The organism is Tatumella sp. UBA2305 (genome assembly GCF_002345795.1).
GTDB lineage: Bacteria > Pseudomonadota > Gammaproteobacteria > Enterobacterales > Enterobacteriaceae > Tatumella > Tatumella morbirosei.
The window spans coordinates 103,074-120,654 of record NZ_DDVT01000020.1; the positions used below are offsets into that span (position 1 = coordinate 103,074).

General features: G+C 52.6%; 18 protein-coding genes. 16 read left to right on the forward strand and 2 right to left on the reverse strand.

Going from position 1 to position 17,581, the window contains the following annotated elements; genetic code table 11:
* Positions 1-43: 43 nt before the first annotated feature.
* On the forward strand, positions 44-1,708 hold the full coding sequence (locus B3Z23_RS12940) for a TadE/TadG family type IV pilus assembly protein (protein WP_294910682.1): 1,665 nt from the start codon (positions 44-46) through the stop codon (positions 1,706-1,708).
* A gap of 107 nt (positions 1,709-1,815) precedes the next feature.
* Positions 1,816-2,487 carry a 7-carboxy-7-deazaguanine synthase QueE gene (gene queE / locus B3Z23_RS12945; RefSeq protein ID WP_294910685.1) on the forward strand — a complete coding sequence of 224 codons (672 nt, stop codon included), beginning with the start codon at positions 1,816-1,818 and terminating at the stop codon, positions 2,485-2,487.
* Positions 2,488-2,536: 49 nt separating this feature from the next.
* Here queE and queD read toward each other — a convergent pair whose 3' ends face one another.
* Positions 2,537-2,899 (reverse strand): 6-carboxytetrahydropterin synthase QueD, encoded by a 363-nt coding sequence (gene queD / locus B3Z23_RS12950; protein ID WP_294910708.1) that lies wholly within the window; start codon positions 2,897-2,899, stop codon positions 2,537-2,539.
* 272 nt (positions 2,900-3,171) lie between these two features.
* On the opposite strand from queD, the gene cysJ reads away from it, so the two are divergent.
* Genes cysJ through B3Z23_RS12965 form a run of 3 tightly spaced genes read left to right on the forward strand, consistent with a single transcriptional unit; the run spans position 3,172 to position 7,441 of the window.
* The gene (gene cysJ / locus B3Z23_RS12955; protein ID WP_294910710.1) at positions 3,172-4,983 is read left to right on the forward strand and encodes an NADPH-dependent assimilatory sulfite reductase flavoprotein subunit; all 1,812 of its coding nucleotides are present in this window, start codon (positions 3,172-3,174) and stop codon (positions 4,981-4,983) included.
* The gene (cysI, locus tag B3Z23_RS12960) at positions 4,983-6,695 is read left to right on the forward strand and encodes an assimilatory sulfite reductase (NADPH) hemoprotein subunit (RefSeq protein ID WP_294910713.1); all 1,713 of its coding nucleotides are present in this window, start codon (positions 4,983-4,985) and stop codon (positions 6,693-6,695) included. Before cysJ ends, cysI begins: the two co-directional genes overlap by 1 nt.
* An 11-nt stretch (positions 6,696-6,706) precedes the next feature.
* Positions 6,707-7,441 (forward strand): phosphoadenylyl-sulfate reductase, encoded by a 735-nt coding sequence (locus B3Z23_RS12965; protein ID WP_038018385.1) that lies wholly within the window; start codon positions 6,707-6,709, stop codon positions 7,439-7,441.
* 18 nt (positions 7,442-7,459) lie between these two features.
* Here B3Z23_RS12965 and B3Z23_RS12970 read toward each other — a convergent pair whose 3' ends face one another.
* Positions 7,460-8,518: an aminopeptidase gene (locus tag B3Z23_RS12970; RefSeq protein WP_294910716.1), complete on the reverse strand. Its 1,059-nt coding sequence runs from the start codon at positions 8,516-8,518 to the stop codon at positions 7,460-7,462.
* A 159-nt stretch (positions 8,519-8,677) separates the two neighbouring features.
* Here B3Z23_RS12970 and cysG point away from each other — a divergent pair, with 159 nt between their 5' ends.
* From cysG to B3Z23_RS13025, 11 genes are all read left to right on the forward strand, one after another.
* Positions 8,678-10,090, forward strand: a complete 1,413-nt coding sequence (cysG, locus tag B3Z23_RS12975; protein ID WP_294910719.1) for a siroheme synthase CysG — start codon at positions 8,678-8,680, stop codon at positions 10,088-10,090.
* 10 nt (positions 10,091-10,100) lie between these two features.
* Positions 10,101-11,009 carry a sulfate adenylyltransferase subunit CysD gene (gene cysD, locus B3Z23_RS12980; protein WP_038018387.1) on the forward strand — a complete coding sequence of 303 codons (909 nt, stop codon included), beginning with the start codon at positions 10,101-10,103 and terminating at the stop codon, positions 11,007-11,009.
* A 10-nt stretch (positions 11,010-11,019) separates the two neighbouring features.
* Positions 11,020-12,450, forward strand: a complete 1,431-nt coding sequence (gene cysN, locus B3Z23_RS12985; RefSeq protein ID WP_294910723.1) for a sulfate adenylyltransferase subunit CysN — start codon at positions 11,020-11,022, stop codon at positions 12,448-12,450.
* Positions 12,450-13,055 (forward strand): adenylyl-sulfate kinase, encoded by a 606-nt coding sequence (cysC, locus tag B3Z23_RS12990; RefSeq protein ID WP_294910727.1) that lies wholly within the window; start codon positions 12,450-12,452, stop codon positions 13,053-13,055. The genes cysN and cysC overlap by 1 nt, the downstream gene beginning before the upstream one ends.
* Before the next feature lie 47 nt (positions 13,056-13,102).
* Positions 13,103-13,426, forward strand: coding sequence for a DUF3561 family protein (locus B3Z23_RS12995; protein WP_294910730.1), 324 nt, complete (start codon positions 13,103-13,105; stop codon positions 13,424-13,426).
* A gap of 159 nt (positions 13,427-13,585) precedes the next feature.
* Positions 13,586-13,903, forward strand: coding sequence for a cell division protein FtsB (gene ftsB / locus B3Z23_RS13000; RefSeq protein ID WP_038018398.1), 318 nt, complete (start codon positions 13,586-13,588; stop codon positions 13,901-13,903).
* A gap of 11 nt (positions 13,904-13,914) precedes the next feature.
* Positions 13,915-14,631, forward strand: coding sequence for a 2-C-methyl-D-erythritol 4-phosphate cytidylyltransferase (ispD, locus tag B3Z23_RS13005; RefSeq protein WP_414716490.1), 717 nt, complete (start codon positions 13,915-13,917; stop codon positions 14,629-14,631).
* Entirely contained in the window at positions 14,631-15,110 is a 480-nt protein-coding gene (gene ispF, locus B3Z23_RS13010) for a 2-C-methyl-D-erythritol 2,4-cyclodiphosphate synthase (RefSeq protein WP_294910735.1), read from the forward strand. The genes ispD and ispF overlap by 1 nt, the downstream gene beginning before the upstream one ends.
* On the forward strand, positions 15,107-16,156 hold the full coding sequence (gene truD / locus B3Z23_RS13015; RefSeq protein ID WP_294910738.1) for a tRNA pseudouridine(13) synthase TruD: 1,050 nt from the start codon (positions 15,107-15,109) through the stop codon (positions 16,154-16,156). Before ispF ends, truD begins: the two co-directional genes overlap by 4 nt.
* Positions 16,137-16,898 (forward strand): 5'/3'-nucleotidase SurE, encoded by a 762-nt coding sequence (gene surE, locus B3Z23_RS13020; RefSeq protein WP_294910741.1) that lies wholly within the window; start codon positions 16,137-16,139, stop codon positions 16,896-16,898. Before truD ends, surE begins: the two co-directional genes overlap by 20 nt.
* Positions 16,892-17,518, forward strand: a complete 627-nt coding sequence (locus tag B3Z23_RS13025) for a protein-L-isoaspartate(D-aspartate) O-methyltransferase (RefSeq protein WP_038018408.1) — start codon at positions 16,892-16,894, stop codon at positions 17,516-17,518. The genes surE and B3Z23_RS13025 overlap by 7 nt, the downstream gene beginning before the upstream one ends.
* Positions 17,519-17,581 lie beyond the last annotated feature (63 nt).

Genomic DNA, 17,581 nt, shown 5'->3' on the forward strand with positions numbered 1-17,581 from the left:
GCTGAACTCTGTGCTACGCCGGTTCAGGAGTGAACGTGGCGTCATGATTATTCCTCTGGCGATTCTATTCCCTATATTATTCGGATTGATGGCCTTAGGCATTAACAGTGTCTCAATGCTGGCAAACAGGGCGCGTATGGCCGATGCGGTGTCAGAGGCAACCCTGGCAGTATCGACCGCCACCATGGCCAATGATAACCAGACTGTCAGCGGCCGGCAGGAGATAGAAAAAATGCGCGACACCGTGGCGTCGTGGATGAAATACTATTTTCCGGCGATGAAAACTGCACCGGAAGTGGAATTTACCGTGATGGACGGACAGCAACTGCCCGGCTCAGAGACCCGCTACACTTATTATAATGTTGATGTTGCCGTCACCTTACCGCAACTGTTCCTCTACCAGACTGTGACTGTGGATAAGACAGACTATACGCTGAGGGCAGGCAGGGGGCATGTGAACAAATATGTCTCGAAACCGGCCGATTATGTGTTTGTGGTCGATTTTTCCGGATCTCAACGGGGTACCCGCCTCAATATTCTGAAGAGTGTGTTTGCTGAAATTACCGACTTCGTACTAAACAATAGCCCGGGATCGAAAATTGCCATCGTTCCCTTTAGCACCGGGGTGTCGGTGATTATGCCGGGAACCAACCAGCGTGGCGGGCAAAACGTCGGATGTTCGGTGCTGTTTGTGCCAAACCCCGGGTGGGATATTAATTATGCATTCTGGAGTGATAAGAACGTTTCCACCGCCTATGCGAACAGTCCGCTTAATACCCAAACTTACTATATGGACTATTACCGGTATAATTTTTACAGGAGCTACGTTGCAGCCTCTTCCCCGACCATTAATCTGGCAGACATGCGTAAGCGCTGGTGTCGTCAGAACCCTACTAAAGGTGTCAAAGAGGGGCGGGTCGAATATTCCTGTTTTGATCCCCGGGATAAATACCCGGACCCGTCGGACCCCCGTAATCAGCTGGAAGATATTTTCAGTGATGAGTCACTGAAGCTGATTAACAGTGAATATGAGAAGGCGGCCAGGGTCTATTCAAAGCAGTTAACAACATGGACTATTGAACATGATGCGGCGATCAATTATCCGGCCACACTGGAAAGGATGTTTGATAATGACGCCATTATTACCTTTCCTGTCCTCTGGACACCTTATGCATCATCATCTTACCGCCCTTACTACCGAATGTGTCAGCAGGTTGGCTGGTGGAAGCATGTCATAGGCAGTGACCTGACCAAACAGAGTGCCAGGTCGTGGCTGATACCGCTGACGGATTCACAGTCATTACTCGATCAGTTCCAGACGATGGATGCTCACGGCTATACCCATCTCTCTTCCGGGCTTATTCGCTCGGTTCCGGTCATGATGGAGGGCACCAACCGCCGTAAGGTATTTATTATGATGTCGGATGGTGAGGAGAGCGACCACCCGCAGATTACCACCGATAAATGGCTGAAAACCTATAAACTCTGTCAGAAGATTGAGGAGGGGTTTCTGGCCCGCCCGAAAACTAATACCGGCAGTGTTGAGCTCTATTATATCTCCACCACCAATGCTACAAAGTGGGTAAAGTACTGGGCAGAAAACTGTACCGGTGTCGCCCGTTCCAAAACCGCGACTGAACGCGACGATTTAGTGAAGCTGATTAAGGGGATTATTACCGATGAAACCGGCCATCTGGCGATAGATTAATCCACACGGGGAGCCCGGGGTTTGCCGGCGCCGCAGGATCAGACATGATCTGCGGCGTCGGATCTGTAATAATAGCCGATTACTTAAACACGACTATTGAGCCAGTAATGCAGTACCCGATTAACGAAATGTTTCAAACCCTTCAGGGCGAAGGCTTTTTCACCGGTGTGCCGGCGATATTTATCCGTTTACAGGGTTGCCCTGTGGGCTGTGCCTGGTGTGATACCAAACATACCTGGGAAAAATTACCGGAGAATGCGGTCCCGGTGGGGGATATTCTGACCAGGACGGTCGAAAGTGATCAATGGGGCAATGCTGACGCTCTGACTATCCTGAAAATGATTGGCCAGCAGGGCTGGACCGCCCGCCATGTGGTGATTACCGGCGGAGAACCGGCGATTTATGATCTGCGGCCACTGACGGAAGCGCTGGAAGCCTTTGGTTATCGTTGCCAGATAGAGACCAGCGGAACCCATCCGGTGCAGTGTTCGGAGGACACGTTTGTCACGGTTTCTCCGAAGGTCAATATGCGTGGTGGTTATGACGTTCTGACCCCGGCGTTGCTTCGTGCCGATGAAATTAAACACCCTGTGGCACGGCAGCGGGATATCGATGCGCTGGATGAATTGCTGGTCAATATTCAGGATGAGAAATCACGGGTCATTGCGTTGCAGCCCATCAGTTGCAAGCAGGATGCGACAGAGTTATGCATCAGTACCTGTATCGCCAGAAACTGGCGACTCTCTATGCAGACTCATAAATATCTGAATATTGCCTGACCGTCAGGCTGGCGGGAATAGCTGGCGGATCACGCTTGATCCGCTGTGATTATCCGCGATAGGTGCAGCCTGCGGTGCAGGTCTCTTTGATCATGACGGCGCTGAGCAATGGCAACTGAGGTTTCATTTTCTGCCAAATCCAGATGGCCAGCACTTCACTGGTAGGATTTTCCAGCCCTTCGATTTCATTCAGATAATGGTGATCGAGTTGTTCATACAGCGGTTTAAAGCGTGCTTTTAGCTCAGCAAAGTCCATGACCCAGCCGGTATGAGGATCTACTTCGCCGGTAATCTCCAGACGAACCAGGAATGAGTGGCCATGCAGGCGGCCACATTTGTGTCCATCCGGAACATGTGGCAGGTAGTGAGCGGCTTCAAACTGAAATTCTTTGAATAATGTGGTGACAGACATAATAGGTTCCAGGCGTTAAAGGCGCAGATTCTACCGCAAAACCCGTGTTATCTCACATTTTTCCCGGTAATTTTCCCCGGGGTCAGCATGATTAAGCTGGCATCACCGGTCATTGATCTTCTTACCACTTTTTCTGGTTAATACTACCGATAAAACCATTTAGCTAATTTGGTTATGTGATATGCATAAGCCGTCTTTAACGTGCATACTTTTGCCGTTAACCTTACAGTCTTTATTCCTTTTCCGCCGATGATACTGGAATCATAAACGCAATGACCAATCAGGCCCCACAGCTTCCGCTCTCGGCGGAACAGCTGACACAACTACAAAAGACCACTCAGGATTTTTCCGTTACCCAGCTGGCCTGGCTTTCCGGCTATTTCTGGGGAAGGATCAGTGGTGAAACCACGGCCCAGCCAGGCGCTGTGACGCCGGCGGCTGCCAGCACCGTGGCGCAAGCTCCGGCAGTGACGGTCATTTCTGCTTCACAGACCGGGAATGCACGCCGGCTGGCAGAACAGTTACGGGATGATTTACTGGCTGCCGGGGTGACCGTCACTCTGATCAATGCCGGAGATTACAAGTTTAAGCAGATAGGGCAGGAAAAACTGCTGCTGATCGTGACCTCGACTCAGGGGGAAGGTGAGCCACCGGAAGAAGCCGTGGCGTTGCATAAATTCCTGTTGTCGAAGAAAGCACCAAAATTCACCGATACGGCTTTCGCGGTATTCGGTCTGGGTGATACCTCTTATGAGTTTTTCTGTAAGGCAGGGAAGGATTTTGACCAGCGACTGGAAGAACTGGGTGCAGAACGTCTGCTGGCCCGGGCCGATGCGGATGTCGATTTCCAGGCCACCGCGGATCAGTGGCGTCAGGAAATTGTTGCCCTGCTGAAACAGCGTCTGCCGGCCTCCTCTGCGGTTGAGGTTTCACGGGCAGCCAGCGGTGCTACCGATGAGATTGACAGTACGCCGTACACTAAAGAACAACCCCTGGTCGCTTCGCTGTCGGTCAATCAGAAAATTACCGGCAATGATTCAGAAAAAGATATCCGCCATCTGGAGATTGATTTGGGCAGCTCCGGGTTGCGTTACCGGCCGGGCGATGCGTTAGGCATCTGGTATGAAAATGATCCTCAGCTTATTGAAGAGCTGCTGGGGCTGTTGTGGCTGGATGGGTCACAGCAAGTCAGCCTGAATGGTGAAACTCTGCCGCTCTCCGCTGCTCTGCAACAGCATTTTGAACTGACGGTGAATACCCCGCAAATTGTCGAAAAGTATGCCCACCTGTCTGGCAACAGCGAATTACTGGCGCTGGTCAGTGATAAAGCGGCGTTACAGGCTTACGCACAACAGTGGCCGATTGTGGATATGGTGCGGCATGCGCCTACCGAACTGCATGCGGAACAGCTGACCGAACTGTTGCGCCCGCTGACACCGCGTTTGTACTCCATCGCTTCTTCCCAGGCCGAAACAGAAGATGAAGTGCATATTACGGTGGGCGTCGTACGCTACGATATTGAAGGGCGTGCCCGCAGTGGCGGAGCTTCCGGTTTCCTCGCCGACCGTTTGCCGGAAGAGGGTGAGGTTCGGGTATTTATCGAACATAACGATAACTTCCGTTTGCCGGAAGACCCTGAAGCGCCGGTCATTATGATAGGCCCGGGCACCGGGATTGCTCCCTTCCGTGCCTTTATCCAACAGCGTGACAATGATGCTGCCGGCGGTAAAAACTGGCTGTTCTTTGGCAACCCGCACTTTACGGAAGACTTCCTGTATCAGGTGGAATGGCAGAGGTATGTCAAAGAGGGTCTGTTAACCCATATTGATCTGGCCTGGTCGCGTGACCAGCAACAGAAAGTCTACGTCCAGGACAAACTGCGGGAGAAAGGGGCCGAGGTCTGGCGCTGGATTGCCGAAGGTGCGCACCTGTATGTCTGTGGTGATGCCAGCCGGATGGCAAAAGATGTGGAACAGGCGCTGGTGGATATCATCGCCGAATATGGACAGATGGACAGCGAATCAGCCGACGAATATTTGAGTGAGCTGCGCATAGCGCGCCGTTACCAGAGAGATGTGTACTAATGAGTAATAAAAATCCGGGTCCACTCGTGGTGGAAGGCAAGCTCGCCGACGCAGAGCGTCTTAAAAAAGAGAGCAATTATCTGCGTGGTACGATTACTGACGATCTGACCGACGGTCTGACCGGTGGCTTTCGTGGTGATAATTTTCTGCTGATCCGTTTCCACGGAATGTATCAGCAGGATGACCGTGATATTCGTGCCAGTCGTGCCGAACAGAAACTGGAACCGCGCCATGCCATGATGCTGCGTTGCCGTTTGCCGGGGGGGATTATCACGCCTCAGCAATGGCTGGCGATCGACCGTTTTGCCAGCGACAAAACCATTTATGGCAGTATCCGGCTGACTAACCGTCAGACCTTCCAGTTTCACGGGATTCTGAAGAAGAATGTCAAACCGGCCCACCAGATGCTGCATGAAGTCGGGCTGGATGCATTAGCCACGGCCAATGATGTTAACCGTAACGTTCTTTGTACCTCGAATCCGGTGGAATCGGAACTGCATCAGGAAGCTTATGAATGGGCGAAACGCCTGTCTGAGCATCTGTTACCCCAGACCCGTGCCTATGCAGAAATCTGGTGGGATCAGGAAAAGGTCGCCACCACTGATGAAGAACCGATTCTGGGTTCCACCTATCTGCCTCGTAAGTTTAAAACCACGGTGGTGATCCCACCGAATAACGATGTGGACCTGCATGCCAATGATATGAACTTTGTGGCAGTGGCCGAAAATGGCAAGCTGATCGGTTTTAACCTGCTGTTAGGCGGCGGTCTGTCTATCGATCACGGCAATAAAGCCACCTATGCCCGCACCGCCAGCGAAATTGGCTTCCTGCCGCTGGATAAAACGCTGGAGGTTGCGGCGGCGGTGGTCACCACCCAGCGTGACTGGGGTAACCGTACCGATCGTAAAAATGCCAAAACCAAATACACTCTGGAACGTGTGGGTGTGGATGTGTTTAAGGCCGAGGTGGAGCGCCGTGCCGGCATCACTTTTGAAGCGATCCGTCCTTACGAATTTACCACCCGTGGTGACAGATTCGGCTGGATTAAAGGCATTGACGGCAAATGGCATCTGACGCTGTTTATCGAAAATGGTCGTCTTCTGGACTCACCGCAACGCACGTTAAAGACCGGTGTCGCTGAAATTGCTAAGATTCATCAGGGCGATTTCCGGCTTACCGCCAACCAGAACCTGATTGTCGCCGGTGTTCCGGAACAGCAAAAACAGGCGATAGAAGATCTGGCCCGTGCACATGGTTTGATGGAGTCGGTGACGGCTCAGCGTGAAAACTCCATGGCCTGTGTGGCTTTCCCGACCTGTCCGCTGGCCATGGCAGAAGCTGAACGCTTCCTGCCGGCTTTTGTCGATGAAGTCGAAACCCTTATGGCCCGCCATGGGGTGGCAGAAGAGCACATTGTATTACGTGTCACTGGCTGTCCTAACGGATGTGGCAGGGCGCTGCTGGCAGAAGCGGGCTTAGTGGGTAAAGCTCCGGGTCGTTATAATCTGCATCTGGGCGGTAACCGGATTGGTACCCGTATTCCACGGATGTATCGTGAAAATATCACCCAACAGGAAATCCTGGCGGTGCTGGATGAACTGATTGGTCGCTGGGCGAAAGAACGTCAGGCTGATGAAGGTTTCGGTGACTTCGTGATCCGTGTCGGGGTAGTTAAACCGGTTCTGGATCCGGCCCGGGACTTCTGGGAATAACGGAGGAAACGATGGCAGAGTTGCAGTTATCTGAACTGAATACGCTGGATAAGTCACAGCAACAACAGGCGCTGGCTGAAGTCAATCAACATCTGGAAACGCTGAGTGCTGAACAACGGGTGGAATGGGGGCTGGCGAATCTGCCGGGTAATTTTGTGCTCAGTTCCAGTTTCGGCATTCAGGCTGCGGTTTGCCTGCACCTGGTGACCCGCCAGCAGCCGGATATTCCGGTCATTTTGACCGATACCGGCTATCTGTTTCCGGAAACCTATCAGTTTATCGACCAGCTGACTTCTCAGCTACAACTGAATCTTCAGGTGTTCCGTGCAACAGAATCCGCCGCATGGCAGGAAGCCCGTTACGGAAAATTATGGGAACAGGGCGTTGAGGGTATCGAAAAATATAATACCCTCAATAAAGTCGAACCGATGAACCGGGCCCTGGAAACGCTACAGGCTGCCTCATGGTTTGCCGGTTTGCGTCGTGAGCAATCCCAAAGCCGTGCCGGGTTACCCGTGTTATCGGTACAGCGCGGGGTATTTAAGCTTCTGCCCATTATTGACTGGGATAACCGTCAGGTTTACCAGTACCTGAAACAACATGGGCTGCAATATCACCCGTTGTGGGATCAGGGGTATTTATCGGTGGGGGACACCCATACTACCCGTAAATGGGAACCCGGTATGGCAGAAGAAGAAACCCGCTTTTTTGGTCTGAAGCGGGAGTGTGGCCTGCACGAAGGCTGACTCAGCGGCCGCCGGTGTTTAGCCGGCGGTAGTGTTCATTTGCCTGATGAACGGCAGCAATATACTGACAACCTCGCGGCTGCGTTTTGCCAGCCGGTCCGGCATCCGCTGGTCGATGTATTCCAGATTATCCCTGTCGGTCAGATCACCCAGTAAGGTTGCCTGGCGGCGATGTCCATCATTGTCTGCGGTGACCAGCAGGTAAGGCAGTCCTGCTTTATCGAACGGTGTTGCCTGACGATTATCCGCGCCACTGAGCCGGGTCGCATGGGCCGGTATCCCCAACCGGTGTGCAATGGCCAGTGCTTTACCGGCGGTATCTGCCTGCTCTGTGGCGGAGGTTTTGACGCCACTGACAAAATCCAGGCTTTTACCGGCGATGAGTTCATCCAGATTGATGACTAACCGCGTGTTTTGTCGCTCGTTATCACTCATCCGGGAAAGGTAATTTTCCATGCCCTGCATGCTGTTTTCGGTGGCACTCAGCGCCACAAAACGGATGCCATAACGCAGACGGTCATTCGCCAACTGCTTCGCCAGTTCCAGCATAACACCCAGTGCGGCAGCATTGTTATCCACTCCCTGCAAACGTAATCCGCCAATATCCTGTTGCTGCTGGCGGGTATTTTCGGGGATACGGGTATCAAGGTGCGCCATAATGACTATCTCACCGGGTAACAGGCCATTTTTGGCTGCGATTACCGAGGTTGCCGTCACCTTCTGCAGGACCGCTTCACCGGACTGAGGCTGCCAACGGTAGGCGGTATTCTGCTGACGCGTGTCACTCTGGTATCCCAGTGTTTTAAGGTGCTGATTAATATATTCTGCAACCATCAGCTCGGCGGGGCTGCCGGCCATTCTCCCCGGAAAAAGACTGGCAATTTGCCGGGTTTGTTGGTCAGCATACTGCCCGGCGGAGGCCGCAGACGCCGCAATGGCACTGAAACTCAGGCCGCAACAGAGTGCCAGCAGGCAGGCTCTGTGGCGGTAAGGGGCTGGCATAGTACAGATTCCTCTGGGATAAAGGGCAAAGCCGGAATAGCGGTTAGTATGAAACTCTGTCAGGTAATCCGCCATACCTGTTTATCCGAAAGCCTGGCTGTTTTGTGCTGTTTTGAAACGCCTTGATTTGTATATATATTCCATTCTGTTACTGCTCATTCCAAAACGACATTTCAATACCGGCTGGTCAGTCGTATAGTGCCTGTTATTCAGAATAAAAATACCAGGGATACTGTGGATTATCTTCCAGTCTTTGCAGACCTCACAGGCCGGCCAGTTTTAGTGGTGGGCGGTGGGGATGTTGCTGCGCGAAAAATTCACCTGTTGCGTCGTTCAGGTGCCGTCATTCAACTGGTTGCCCGTGAGTTATGTTCAGAACTGCAGGAACTTCACCAGCAACAGGAGATCCTCTGGCAGGCCACGGAGTTTACCGAACAGCAGCTGGACACCGTCTTCCTGGTGATTGCTGCGACCGATGATTCGGCGCTGAATCAGCGGGTGTTCGAGGCGGCTGAGTTACGGCAAAAGCTGGTAAATGTGGTAGATGATCAGTCCCGTTGCACCTTTATTTTTCCTTCGATTGTTGACCGGTCTCCGCTGGTCGTCGCTATCTCTTCCGGCGGGACTGCACCGGTTCTGGCGCGGATCTGGCGTGAAAAACTGGAGGCATTATTGCCGGCCAGCCTCGGAGATATGGCCCGGATTGCCGGCCAGTGGCGGGATAAGGTGAAACAGCAGTTTCCTTCGATGAAACAGCGCCGTTACTACTGGGAACGGTTACTGGGGGGACGTTTTGGTGCCCTGGTCGCCGCCGGACGCTTTAAAGAGGCGGATCAACTGGCGGAAAGAGAGTTACATCACCAGGATAATCCGAAAGGTGAAATTTATCTGGTGGGTGCAGGCCCGGGTGACCCGGGACTGCTGACTCTGCGTGGATTGCAGGTGCTGCAACTGGCGGATGTGGTGTTGTATGACCACCTGGTGAGTGACGAAGTTCTGGATCTGTGCCGTCGTGATGCCGACAGAATTTGTGTCGGTAAACGTGCCGGTGCGCATCTGGTCATTCAGGAAGAGACTAACCGGTTGTTGGTCAGTCACGCATTACAGGGTAAACGGGTCGTCCGGCTGAAAGGCGGCGATCCGTTTATTTTCGGGCGGGGCGGCGAAGAATTGCAGGTCGCAGCTGAAGCCGGGATTCCGTTTCAGGTGGTACCGGGAATTACCGCTGCTTCCGGTGCGACGGCCTATGCGGGGATTCCGCTGACCCACCGTGATCACTCGCAGAGTGTGTTGTTTATTACCGGACATTGCCGTGCGGGCAGTGAACTGGACTGGCCTTCACTGGCCCGGGCCAGACAGACCCTGGCGATTTATATGGGGGCTGTGAATGCTGCCACCATCAGCAGCCAACTGATTGCCCATGGGCGGTCAGGGACAACGCCGGTGGCGATTATCAGTCGCGGTACCAGAGCGGATCAACAAATTATAAAAGGCACATTAGCTGGCCTTGAATCACTTGCACAACAGGCGCCTTCTCCGGCGTTACTGGTTATCGGTGAAGTGGTCCTGTTACAGGATCAACTTGCCTGGTTTCAAACTTCATCATCGCAGCTTCACGAAGACCCGCTGCTGAACCCTTCTGTTTGAGGAACGTTGTATGGATCAAAAACGATTAACTCATCTGCGCCAGCTGGAAGCAGAGAGTATTCATATCATCCGCGAGGTGGCTGCTGAGTTCAGCAACCCGGTCATGATGTATTCCATTGGTAAAGATTCCTCAGTGATGCTGCATCTGGCCCGCAAGGCATTCCACCCGGGGAAATTACCTTTCCCGCTACTGCATGTGGATACCGGCTGGAAATTTCGTGAAATGTATGAATTTCGCGACCGCACCGTAAAAAATATTGGTGCAGAGCTGCTGGTTCATCGCAACCCTGAAGGGGTCGCGATGGGGATTAACCCGTTTGTCCATGGCAGTGCCAAACACACCGACATCATGAAAACCGAAGGCCTGAAACAGGCGCTGAATAAATACGGTTTTGATGCGGCATTCGGTGGCGCGCGCCGGGACGAAGAAAAATCCCGTGCCAAAGAGCGAATTTATTCGTTCCGCGATCGCTTTCACCGCTGGGATCCGAAAAACCAGCGTCCTGAGTTATGGCACAACTATAACGGCCAGATTAATAAAGGCGAGAGCATCCGTGTTTTCCCGCTGTCAAACTGGACCGAGCTGGATATCTGGCAATATATTTTCCTGGAAAATATCGAGATCGTTCCGTTGTACCTGGCAGCTCCGCGTCCAGTGCTGGAACGTGACGGTATGCTGATGATGGTGGATGATGACCGGATTAATCTGCAACCGGGTGAAGAGATTAAGCAACGGATGGTTCGTTTCCGTACCTTAGGCTGCTGGCCGCTGACCGGTGCTGTGGAATCTGAAGCACAGTCACTGCCAGAAATTATTGAGGAGATGCTGGTCTCAACCACCAGTGAACGCCAGGGCCGGGTGATTGACCGCGATCAGTCCGGTTCGATGGAACTCAAAAAACGCCAGGGATACTTCTGAGGAAACTGCCATGAATGAATTATTAGCACAACAGATTGCCGATCAGGGTGGCGTAGAAGCCTGGCTGACTGCACAACAACATAAAAGCCTGCTGCGTTTTCTGACCTGTGGCAGCGTCGATGACGGGAAAAGTACCCTGATCGGTCGCCTGTTACACGATACCCGGCAGATCTATGAAGATCAGCTCTCTTCCCTGCAAAATGACAGTAAACGTCATGGTACTCAGGGTGAGAAACTCGACCTGGCATTACTGGTTGATGGTTTACAGGCTGAACGTGAGCAGGGGATTACCATTGATGTCGCTTATCGCTATTTTTCGACCGAAAAGCGTAAGTTCATTATTGCGGATACCCCGGGACACGAACAATATACCCGCAATATGGCCACCGGTGCCTCAACCTGTGATCTCTCTATTTTACTGATTGACGCCCGTAAAGGGGTGCTGGATCAGACCCGTCGTCACAGTTATATCTCCACGCTGTTGGGGATTAAGCATCTGATTGTGGCAGTGAATAAAATGGACCTGGTGGACTACAGCCAGGAGGTTTTCAACAACATTCAGACCGATTATCTGGATTTTGCCAGTCAGTTGCCGGATGACCTGGATATTCGTTTTGTCCCACTTTCCGCGCTGACCGGCGATAACGTGGTCAGTACCAGCGAAAATATGCCGTGGTACAACGGTCCGGGCCTGTTGGAAATTCTGGAAACCGTACAAATACGTCGCGACACAGAACAGCAGGCCATGCGCTTCCCTGTTCAGTATGTTAACCGTCCAAACCTCGATTTTCGTGGTTATGCCGGTACGCTGGCGTCAGGACAAGTGCGGGTGGGCCAGCAGGTCAAAGTGTTGCCTTCAGGCGTAAAATCGACGGTCGCGCGGATTGTCACCTTTGATGAAGATCTGACCGAAGCTTATGCCGGAGAAGCGATTACGCTGGTGCTGGCTGATGAAATTGATATTAGCCGTGGTGATTTGCTGCTGGATGCCGAAGATACTTTGCAGGCAGTGCAAAGCGCAGAGATTGATGTGGTCTGGATGGCGGAACAACCCCTTAAAGTGGGTAGCAGTTATCAGGTGAAAGTGGCGGGCAAACAGGCCCGTGCGACCATTGATAGTATTTTGCATCAGGTGAACATTAACACTCTGGAAACCTTTGAAGTGGATGAACTGCCACTTAACGGAATTGGCCGTGTGGTCGTGACTTTTGATGAGCCAGTGGTGATTGATGCGTATGCCCAAAATGCAGTGACCGGCGGGCTAATCTTTATCGACCGGTTAACTAATGTGACCGTCGGGGCAGGGATGGTATTTGCGCTCCGTGATTCGCCTGAGACACAGGATGCACAGCAATACGGTGCCTTTGAGCGTGAATTAAATGCGTTGATTCGTAAACATTATCCGCATTGGGGTGCCCGCGATATTTCAGGGGGCCGTTAATGGCGGAACATGATGAAAATGTAGTCTGGCATCCGCACACCGTTACCCGTGCGGATCGTGAACAGCGACAGGGTCATCGTGGTGCAGTGGTGTGGTTTACCGGGCTGTCAGGGTCCGGTAAATCCACGCTGGCAGATGCGGTTGAACAGCAACTGTTTCAGGCCGGGGTAAACACCTTCCTGCTGGACGGTGACAATGTGCGGCATGGCTTATGCCGTGATCTTGGTTTCAGTGATGCCGACCGGAAAGAGAATATTCGCCGTGTCGGTGAAGTCGCCAGACTGATGGCAGATGCCGGCCTGCTGGTACTTACCGCCTTTATCTCGCCACACCGTAGCGAACGGCAGATGGTCAGAGAATTACTGGAAGCGGGGCAGTTTATCGAGGTGTTTGTGGATACCCCCCTGCATATCTGCGAAGCACGGGACCCGAAAGGACTTTACCGTAAAGCACGTGCCGGTGAACTGACCAATTTCACCGGGATAGATGCTGTTTATGAGGTGCCGGAGCAGCCGGAATTGCATCTGGATGGCGAACAATTAGTTACAAAACTGAGCGAGGAAATCATCGATCTACTGCGCAGGCAGGATATTATCGATCTTTAAGACGGCGGGGTGTTTGAAAGACCCTGACGGTTACTGACAGGATTGATATGCAGAACGTGACTACCTTACCAGCCAAACAACATGATACCCCCGCAGAGCGGCCGGCGGCCTCTCTCTCCGGGGGCATCATCGGCTTTTTTGCGTATCTTCTGGCGCTGGCGACACCGTTTTTCTATTTCGGTGCCAGCGTGTTGTTCTTTTTTATGTATACCTGGCCTTTTTTTCTGGCACTGCTTCCGGTCTCCGTCATTACGGGGATTGCCCTCAGTATCTGGTTCAATAACCGCCTGGTCCGGACGTTGATATTCACACTTCTGATTGTGATTTCTTTTTTCTGGGTGTTATTTTCCTTCCTTGCTGGCTGGAAATAGCCATCAGCTGCGGTTCCCGCCTGACAAAAAAAAGCCTTTGTCGCCCGGGTTTCACGGTTTCACCTTCTGAATTATCATGAAAAACACGACATTTTTCTCTCCACAGTGGAGTCCTGCCAAAAGTTATGGGATGATTGAGCCGTTTTTCAGGGGGCGGGGATGGGAAAACTGACAATATTGTTACTGGTTTTACTTGGCTGGCTACAGTACTCGCTGTGGCTCGGTAAAAACGGTATTCATGATTACACCACAGTAAATCAGGAAGTGGCGGTTCAGCAGGCTGGCAATGCCAAACTGAAAGCGCGAAATGATCAGTTGTTCGCTGAAATCGATGATCTGAACGGTGGTTCCGAAGCTATCGAAGAGCGGGCACGTAATGAGCTGGGTATGATACGACCCGGCGAAACTTTCTATCGTCTGGTGCCAGAGCAAAATAAACGCAACGCGCAATCCGCAATGCCAAACCAACAACGATAATAAAGACAATAATGAATAGCACCGTATCCCTTCCGGATGTGATTGCTGTAGTCCCGGCTGCCGGCATCGGCAGCCGGATGCAATCCGATCGTCCAAAACAATACCTGACCATTGGCCAACGTACTTTGCTCGAATACAGCATTACGTCTTTGCTAAGCCATCCGTCGATAAAACAGGTGGTGGTTGCCCTGCACCCCGATGATCAGCAATTCTTCAGGTTGCCGTTATCTGCTGACCCACGAATTCGTACCGTCACCGGCGGCGATTCGCGTGCTGACTCTGTGCGCGCGGGTCTGGAGGCCATTCATGATGCCCGATGGGTACTGGTTCACGATGCGGCGCGACCCTGTCTGCATCCTGACGATCTGCAACGCCTGCTGGAGCTGACACTCAGCAGTCAGTCGGGAGGCATACTGGCTTCTCCGGTACGTGATACCATGAAACGGGCTGAACCGCGTAACCCGCTGATTGCCCATACTGTTGACCGCGAAGACCTCTGGCATGCGCTTACCCCGCAGTTGTTTCCGTACCGACTTCTGGCAGATTGCCTGCAGCGGGCGATAGATGAAGGGGCGGTGATCACCGATGAAGCTTCTGCACTCGAACACTGCGGTTACCATCCGCAACTGGTCTACGGGCGCAGTGATAATATTAAAGTGACCCGACCGGAAGATTTGGCGTTGGCAGAATTCTTTTTAACCCGCATTCACTCAGAGGAGAACGCATAATGCGTATCGGCCATGGATTTGATGTTCACGCATTTGGCGGCGAAGGCCCGCTGGTGATAGGCGGAGTCAGAATTCCGTTTGACCGTGGATTTATTGCACACTCGGATGGTGATGTGGCGCTGCATGCCTTAACAGATGCACTGCTGGGCGCGGTGGCGATGGGAGATATCGGCAAACTGTTTCCGGATACTGACCCCGCATTTAAAGGTGCAGACAGCCGTGGGCTGCTGCGCGAAGCCTGGTCACGGATCAGCAGCAAAGGGTATCAGATAGGCAATGTGGATATCACGCTTATCGCCCAGGCCCCAAAAATGTTGCCACATGTTGCTCAGATGCGGGTCAACATCGCAGAAGATTTAGGTTGCCATATGGACCAGGTTAATGTGAAAGCCACCACCACCGAAAAACTGGGTTTTACCGGGCGTGGTGAAGGCATTGCCTGTGAGGCAGTAGCATTACTGACGGTGACCGAAAAATGAACATGAGTGACCTCCTTTATCTGCATGGTCAGCCGCAGATATCAGGAATGATAAAAACGGTAGCTGAAGATTTCCGGGTCACCGAAGACCTGGGCTATTCACCCGATGGCGAAGGCGAGCAGTTACTGGTCCGGTTACGTAAAACGGGGTGTAATACCCGCTTTGTGGCCGATGCACTGGCAAAATATCTGAAAATTCCGGCCAGAGAGGTCAGTTTTGCCGGGATGAAAGATCGTCATGCGGTCACTGAACAGACGTTTTGCCTGCGCTTACCGGGTAAAGATATGCCGGATATGAGTGGTTTTGCGCTGGAAGGCTGTGAAATCCTGCAGGTCAGCCGTCACAAACGTAAAATCCGGACGGGTGCGCTGGCAGGAAATGCTTTCAGCCTGATACTTCGCCAGGTCAGTGATCAGGCGGCTGCAGAACAGCGGCTGGCTTTGATTGCCCGTGACGGGGTGGTGAACTATTTCGGTGAGCAACGATTTGGTCGTAACGGCCATAATCTGACCATGGCCGGCCAGTGGGCGAGGGGAGAAATCACGGTTCGTGATCGCAGTAAGCGTAGTTTGCTTCTCTCTGCGGCGCGAAGTGCTATGTTTAATCAGGTCACCAGTGCACGGCTGGCTGCTCAGGGAAATCTGATCACCCTGGTTGAAGGGGATTGCGTACAGCTGACCGGGCGGGGAAGTTGGTTTGTTGCGACAGCCGAAGAGTTCGATGATGTGCGTCAGCGGTTGCAGCAGGGAGAGCTTCGTCTGACCGCACCCCTGGCAGGCAAAGGTTCCGCAGGGCCACAGGCTGAAGCGCTAAGTTTCGAACAACAGATTCTGGACAGCCACTCTGATCTTTGTGCATTGCTGGTTAAAGAAAAAGTGGACGCTGCACGACGAGCCATGCTGGTGGTTCCGAAAGAGTTGCGTTGGCACTGGCTGGACACGACTACGCTGCAACTGGATTTCTGGCTGCCTGCGGGGAGCTTTGCAACCAGTGTTGTCCGTGAACTGTTACAACAAGGAGGTGGGTTTGAGGATATTGCTGAGTAATGACGACGGGGTATTTGCCCCGGGTATCCAGGTCCTGGCGGGTGAGTTACGGAAAATGGCCGATGTACAGATTGTCGCACCGGACCGCAACCGTAGCGGTGCTTCGAACGCACTGACGCTGGAGTCACCATTACGAATATTTACTCACAGCAATGGCGATATTGCGGTGTTAATGGGCACTCCAACCGACTGTGTCTTTCTGGGGGTGAATGCACTGATGCAGCCAAAACCGGATATTGTCGTTTCAGGCATTAATGCCGGGCCGAATCTGGGCGATGATGTCATTTATTCGGGCACTGTGGCTGCGGCGATGGAAGGACGTCACCTGGGGTTACCCGCGCTGGCGATTTCGCTCAACGGGCAGACTCACTACGCTACGGCTGCCGCGGCCGCCTGCGCGATTTTACAGGCTTTACAACGTGTACCGTTACGCACCGGACGCATTTTGAATATTAACGTTCCTGATCTGCCGATGCAGGAGATTAAGGGCTACCGGGTCACCCGATGTGGCCGGCGGCATCCTTCTGATCAGGTCATTACCCAGAAAGATCCGCGCGGTGAAACTATTTACTGGATTGGTCCACTGGCCGGGGTTCTGGACGCCGGACCGGATACGGACTTTTCGGCTATTGAACAAGGTTACATTTCAATTACCGCACTGGATGCCGACCTGACTGCACATCGTGCTCAGGAAAAACTGGCAGACTGGCTGGAACTGGCTGAGGTTGCATTGCCATGCTGAACAAACGCATTGAAACGTTACTGACATTGCTGCGTAAGCAGGGAATCACTGATGAGCATATTTTACGTGCCATCGCCGACGTCCCGCGGGAACATTTCATTGATGAAGCGTTTGAACATAAGGCCTGGGACAACAATGCATTGCCGATTGGTTATGGCCAGACTATTTCTCAGCCCTATATGGTGGCAAGAATGACCGAGCTGCTTGGGCTGACTTCCCGGTCCCGGGTACTGGAAATTGGTACCGGGTCAGGATATCAGACAGCCATCCTGGCTCATCTGGTGGATCATGTTTATTCTGTAGAACGGATTAAAGGACTGCAGTGGCAGGCAAAACGGCGGCTAAAGCAGCTGGATTTGCATAATATCTCTACCCGCCATGGCGATGGCTGGTTGGGCTGGCCTTCCCGTGGTCCATTTGATGCTATTATTGTAACCGCAGCACCCCCGGAGATTCCGGCAGCCTTGTGCGGGCAACTGAGTGAACAGGGCGTGATGGTCCTGCCGGTGGGGGATGAGCATCAGGTATTACGACGAATTCAACGTTCAGGGGATAATTTCATCGACGATGTCATCGAACCTGTACGTTTTGTACCCCTGATTCAGGGTGATCTGGCCTGATATTAATGATTTACTGAACGTTACTATATCGCGTAGCGTGGCACTGTCAGGATTGTCAGTACC